The organism is Aeromonas sp. Y311-2 (genome assembly GCF_027706025.1).
GTDB lineage: Bacteria > Pseudomonadota > Gammaproteobacteria > Enterobacterales > Aeromonadaceae > Aeromonas > Aeromonas veronii.
In genome coordinates this window covers 1-4,928 of record NZ_JAPDCL010000053.1, presented here as the reverse complement: position 1 = coordinate 4,928, position 4,928 = coordinate 1, and the positions used below count along the sequence as shown (strand labels likewise).

Genomic DNA, 4,928 nt, shown 5'->3' with positions numbered 1-4,928 from the left:
GAATGGGTTCATGTGCAGCTCCATCAGCAAAAGGGGATGATAAGTTTATCACCACCGACTATTTGCAACAGTGCCCATCGGCGTAGTAGTGGATGTGGTCGATGACAAAGCCGGTGCGGGTCAGCGTGCGCCGGAGGATCGGCAGAAAATCGACCAGGAACGAAGTAGCGCGTGTGACGACGGCCGGTACGCCGACACGCGCCACGGCCTCGGCCCAGCGCGCGGCCGGCGGTTGGAGCAGGCCGTTGTGCACCGAACCGTGGTAGGTGCCGACCGCCAATGTGAGCCAGCGCTCTAGCTCGCGCAGCGTCAGGGCGGCCTTGTTTTCGGAATCGTAGTCGCCGCGCTGGTCAGGGTTGGAGAAGGTCGTTCCCGGCAGTTCGTCGTGAATCATCTGCATCGCCGTGCCGATGATCCGTTCCACGATGCCGCCATAGTGCGGCTGTCCCAGCGGGCGATAGTCCAGCCGGATGCCATGCTGCTCGCAACCCCGGCGCAGGGCCTCGCTCTTGAACTCGGCCGCGTTGTCTAGGTAGAGCAGCAAGGGCTTGCCGCTCATCTGCCAATCCATTTCCACGTTCAGTCCTTCCAGCCAAGGGCGCTTGTCGCAGGCGACATGCACGAGGCACAGGCCAACCGAAACGGCAGACGGCGCTTCCAGCGTGACGACCATGCCGAGCACGCAGCGGGTGAACACGTCGATGGCGAGGGTCAGGTACGGGCGGCCAATAGGTTGCCGGTCGCGGTCATCGACCACGATCAGGTCGATGACCGTATGGTCTATCTGCACCTGCTCCAGCGGCGCGGTCACGGCAGGAGGCTCGCCGCCCACACCTTGTAGGTCACGAGCGGCATCCTGGCCTTCCCGCCGGCGGATGACCTTGCGCGGGTCAAGGCTAGCGATCCGTAAGGCCACGGTATTGCGCGCCGGCACTCGCAGTTTTTGAGCCTTGCACACCTGAGTGACTTCGCGGTGAAAGGCCGCTAGGCTGCGCTTCTGCTTGGTCAGGAACCGCTTTTGCAGTAGCTCGTGGATGACGCGCTCGACCGGTTCCGGCAAGCGCCCCTTACCTTTACCTCCACCGGACTGGCCGGGCACCAGATCCGTCACGAGGCCGCTGCCTTGCCGGGCACGCCGGATCAGAACGTATACCTGGCGCCGAGACAAGCCCAGCGCCTGAGCCGCCATATCGGCCGCTTCGTGCCCGACCGTCTCCGACTGCGCCAACGGACTGATGATCTCCGCACGACGGCGCGCACGCTCCCAAGCCTCATCAGGCAGAGTGGCCACGCCTTGTTCTGGAATCCGTGGGGTGTCCGCCGCCATGCTCACCTCGCTTTGGTGCACACGAGTATTGAGCATAGTCGAGATTGGTGCAGATCACTTCTGATATTGAACTGTCAGGAGCTGGCTGCACAACAGCCATTACGCCCAATCAACTGGTGCAGTCGTCTTCTGAAAATGACATCCATGCCCAGCCCGTGCGCGAGCTGGATCACCGCCCGCACGATAGTTTGGTCACGGGCATCATCCGGGAGCCTGGCGACAAAGGATTGGTCGATTTTCAATGTGGTGATGGGGCAGCATTTCAGATGTTGCAGGCAGGAATAGCCGGTGCCGAAGTCGTCGGCGGCGAAGCGCACGCCGATGGCGCGCAAGGCGTCGAAACTGGCGAACAGGGCTGGATTGCCGAATGCGACCGATTCGGTCAGTTCGATCTCCAGAAGCTCGGCGGGCAGGGCCATATCGGCCAGCACCCGCTTTACCTCGTCGTCGAACGTTGGCCCAACCTGGCTGGCGGACACATTGATGGCAAGACGGAACGGTTGCCATGCCGGTCCTTGCCACTTGTGCATCTGGCGACAGGCCTCGCCCAGCACCCACGCGCCTATTTCCGGCATCAGGCCGAACGACTCGGCCAGCGGCAGGAACTGGCCGGGCGGCAACAGGCCAAGCCTCGGATGCCGCCAGCGCATCAACGCTTCCGCGCCAGCGATCCGGTGATCGCGCAGATCGACCAGCGGCTGGTAATGCAGGTCAAGCTGTCCGCGCGCCGCCGCCTGCGCCAACTCGGCCGCCGTCCATCCGGCGGGCTGCGAACTCGTCATGATCCGCCCCGGAAGGCGCGCAGCAGCCGCGTTACGGCCAGAACGAACAAGCCGGTCAGCGCGAGCGCGGCAACACCCCAATGCTCGCCAAGGAAGGCACCGGCGGTCGTCCCGGCCAGCACGGCGGCGAGAATCGGCAGATGGCAGGGGCAGGTCAACACGGCCAGCGCACCCCACAGGTAGCCGGAAACGGGTTGGCGCGTCTCGGGCGGCAGTTTGTCAGGGGCGTTCACGGCAATGCCTCCTCGTGCGCCCGCTCGGCTGGCATGGAGGCCAGTTGCGCGTCCAGATGGGCCAACGCCGCGCGCCGCCGCTCGACCAACTGGCGCAGCACGGCAAGCTGCGCTGCGGCTTGTGCGCCGTCCGCTGCGTCGAGCGCACGGCACAGCCGCGCCAGGGCATCCAGGCCGATACCCGCCTCGAAGGCCGCGCGCACGAAGCACAGCCGTTGCAAGGCCGCATCGTCGAACACGCCGTAGCCGCCCGTGGTGCAGGCCACCGGCCGTAACAAGCCGCGCACCAGGTAGTCGCGCACGATATGTACGCTCACCCCAGCGTTATGGGCCAGTTGCGATACCGTGTAGGCGCTCATCGCACACCTCCTTGTCCTCACCCGGCGCAGCAGGAAAGCTGCTTCACATCCTTGTTGAAGGTCTGCGCCGCGAGCTTCAACCCTTCGACCATCGTCAGGTAGGGGAACAACTGGTCGGCCAGTTCCTGCACCGTCATCCGGTTGCGAATCGCCAGTGCGGCCGTCTGGATCAGTTCGCCCGCTTCCGGGGCCACTGCCTGCACGCCGATCAGTCGTCCGCTGCCTTCTTCAACCACCAGTTTGATGAAGCCGCGCGTGTCGAAGTTGGCGAGCGCGCGCGGCACGTTGTCCAGCGTTAGCGTGCGACTATCAGTTTTGATGCCGTCATGGTGCGCTTCCGCCTCGCTGTAGCCTACGGTCGCCACTTGCGGGTCGGTGAACACCACGGCCGGCATCGCGGTCAGGTTCAGGGCCGCGTCACCGCCGGTCATGTTGATCGCGGCGCGAGTGCCGGCCGCTGCCGCCACATAGACGAACTGCGGCTGGTCGGTGCAGTCGCCTGCGGCGTAGATGTGTTCCACGCTTGTAGGGGTCTGACGCTCAGTGGAACGAAAACTCACGTTAAGGGATTTTGGTCATGAGATTATCAAAAAGGATCTTCACCTAGATCCTTTTAAATTAAAAATGAAGTTTTAAATCAATCTAAAGTATATATGAGTAAACTTGGTCTGACAGTTACCAATGCTTAATCAGTGAGGCACCTATCTCAGCGATCTGTCTATTTCGTTCATCCATAGTTGCCTGACTCCCCGTCGTGTAGATAACTACGATACGGGAGGGCTTACCATCTGGCCCCAGTGCTGCAATGATACCGCGAGACCCACGCTCACCGGCTCCAGATTTATCAGCAATAAACCAGCCAGCCGGAAGGGCCGAGCGCAGAAGTGGTCCTGCAACTTTATCCGCCTCCATCCAGTCTATTAATTGTTGCCGGGAAGCTAGAGTAAGTAGTTCGCCAGTTAATAGTTTGCGCAACGTTGTTGCCATTGCTGCAGGCATCGTGGTGTCACGCTCGTCGTTTGGTATGGCTTCATTCAGCTCCGGTTCCCAACGATCAAGGCGAGTTACATGATCCCCCATGTTGTGCAAAAAAGCGGTTAGCTCCTTCGGTCCTCCGATCGTTGTCAGAAGTAAGTTGGCAGCAGTGTTATCACTCATGGTTATGGCAGCACTGCATAATTCTCTTACTGTCATGCCATCCGTAAGATGCTTTTCTGTGACTGGTGAGTACTCAACCAAGTCATTCTGAGAATAGTGTATGCGGCGACCGAGTTGCTCTTGCCCGGCGTCAACACGGGATAATACCGCACCACATAGCAGAACTTTAAAAGTGCTCATCATTGGAAAACGTTCTTCGGGGCGAAAACTCTCAAGGATCTTACCGCTGTTGAGATCCAGTTCGATGTAACCCACTCGTGCACCCAACTGATCTTCAGCATCTTTTACTTTCACCAGCGTTTCTGGGTGAGCAAAAACAGGAAGGCAAAATGCCGCAAAAAAGGGAATAAGGGCGACACGAAAATGTTGAATACTCATACTCTTCCTTTTTCAATATTATTGAAGCATTTACCAGGGTTATTGTCTCATGAGCGGATACATATTTGAATGTATTTAGAAAAATAAACAAATAGGGGTTCCGCGCACATTTCCCCGAAAAGTGCCACCTGACGTCTAAGAAACCATTATTATCATGACATTAACCTATAAAAATAGGCGTATCACGAGGCCCTTTCGTCTTCAAGAATTTTATAAACCGTGGAGCGGGCAATACTGAGCTGATGAGCAATTTCCGTTGCACCAGTGCCCTTCTGATGAAGCGTCAGCACGACGTTCCTGTCCACGGTACGCCTGCGGCCAAATTTGATTCCTTTCAGCTTTGCTTCCTGTCGGCCCTCATTCGTGCGTTCTAGGATCCTCCGGCGTTCAGCCTGTGCCACAGCCGACAGGATGGTGACCACCATTTGCCCCATATCACCGTCGGTACTGATCCCGTCATCAATGAACCGGACTGCCACGCCCTGAGCGTCAAATTCCTTTATCAGTTGGATCATATCGGCAGTGTCGCGGCCAAGACGGTCGAGCTTCTTAACCAGAATGACATCACCTTCCTCCACCTTCATCCTCAGCAAATCCAGCCCTTCCCGGTCTGTTGGGCACTGTTGCAAATAGTCGGTGGTGATAAACTTATCATCCCCTTTTGCTGATGGAGCTGCACATGAACCCATTC

Annotated in this window: 7 protein-coding genes; all 7 read right to left on the bottom strand. The window is 58.7% G+C overall.

The window, feature by feature from the left end:
- Positions 1-58: 58 nt before the first annotated feature.
- Positions 59-1,327: a DNA-binding domain-containing protein gene (locus OKC42_RS22460; RefSeq protein ID WP_015059562.1), complete on the bottom strand. Its 1,269-nt coding sequence runs from the start codon at positions 1,325-1,327 to the stop codon at positions 59-61.
- Between the two features lie 74 nt (positions 1,328-1,401).
- Entirely contained in the window at positions 1,402-2,109 is a 708-nt protein-coding gene (locus OKC42_RS22455; protein WP_000204520.1) for an EAL domain-containing protein, read from the bottom strand.
- On the bottom strand, positions 2,106-2,342 hold the full coding sequence (merE, locus tag OKC42_RS22450; RefSeq protein WP_000993386.1) for a broad-spectrum mercury transporter MerE: 237 nt from the start codon (positions 2,340-2,342) through the stop codon (positions 2,106-2,108). The genes OKC42_RS22455 and merE overlap by 4 nt, the downstream gene beginning before the upstream one ends.
- Positions 2,339-2,701 (bottom strand): mercury resistance co-regulator MerD, encoded by a 363-nt coding sequence (gene merD / locus OKC42_RS22445; RefSeq protein ID WP_001277456.1) that lies wholly within the window; start codon positions 2,699-2,701, stop codon positions 2,339-2,341. Before merD ends, merE begins: the two co-directional genes overlap by 4 nt.
- 17 nt (positions 2,702-2,718) lie before the next feature.
- Positions 2,719-3,222, bottom strand: a complete 504-nt coding sequence (locus tag OKC42_RS22440) for a pyridine nucleotide-disulfide oxidoreductase (RefSeq protein ID WP_000400164.1) — start codon at positions 3,220-3,222, stop codon at positions 2,719-2,721.
- A gap of 154 nt (positions 3,223-3,376) precedes the next feature.
- Complete coding sequence (locus tag OKC42_RS22435) at positions 3,377-4,237, bottom strand: broad-spectrum class A beta-lactamase TEM-1 (protein WP_000027057.1); 861 nt, start codon at positions 4,235-4,237, stop codon at positions 3,377-3,379.
- A gap of 182 nt (positions 4,238-4,419) precedes the next feature.
- Positions 4,420-4,928: recombinase family protein (locus OKC42_RS22430; protein ID WP_251287802.1), on the bottom strand; the 509-nt coding region annotated here is incomplete at its 5' end.

Coding starts and splice junctions, on each gene's coding strand:
- OKC42_RS22460 (WP_015059562.1), bottom strand. CDS start 1,327: ATGGCGGCGGACACCCCACGGATTCCAGAACAAGGCGTGGCCACTCTG.
- OKC42_RS22455 (WP_000204520.1), bottom strand. CDS start 2,109: ATGACGAGTTCGCAGCCCGCCGGATGGACGGCGGCCGAGTTGGCGCAG.
- merD (WP_001277456.1), bottom strand. CDS start 2,701: ATGAGCGCCTACACGGTATCGCAACTGGCCCATAACGCTGGGGTGAGC.
- OKC42_RS22435 (WP_000027057.1), bottom strand. CDS start 4,237: ATGAGTATTCAACATTTTCGTGTCGCCCTTATTCCCTTTTTTGCGGCA.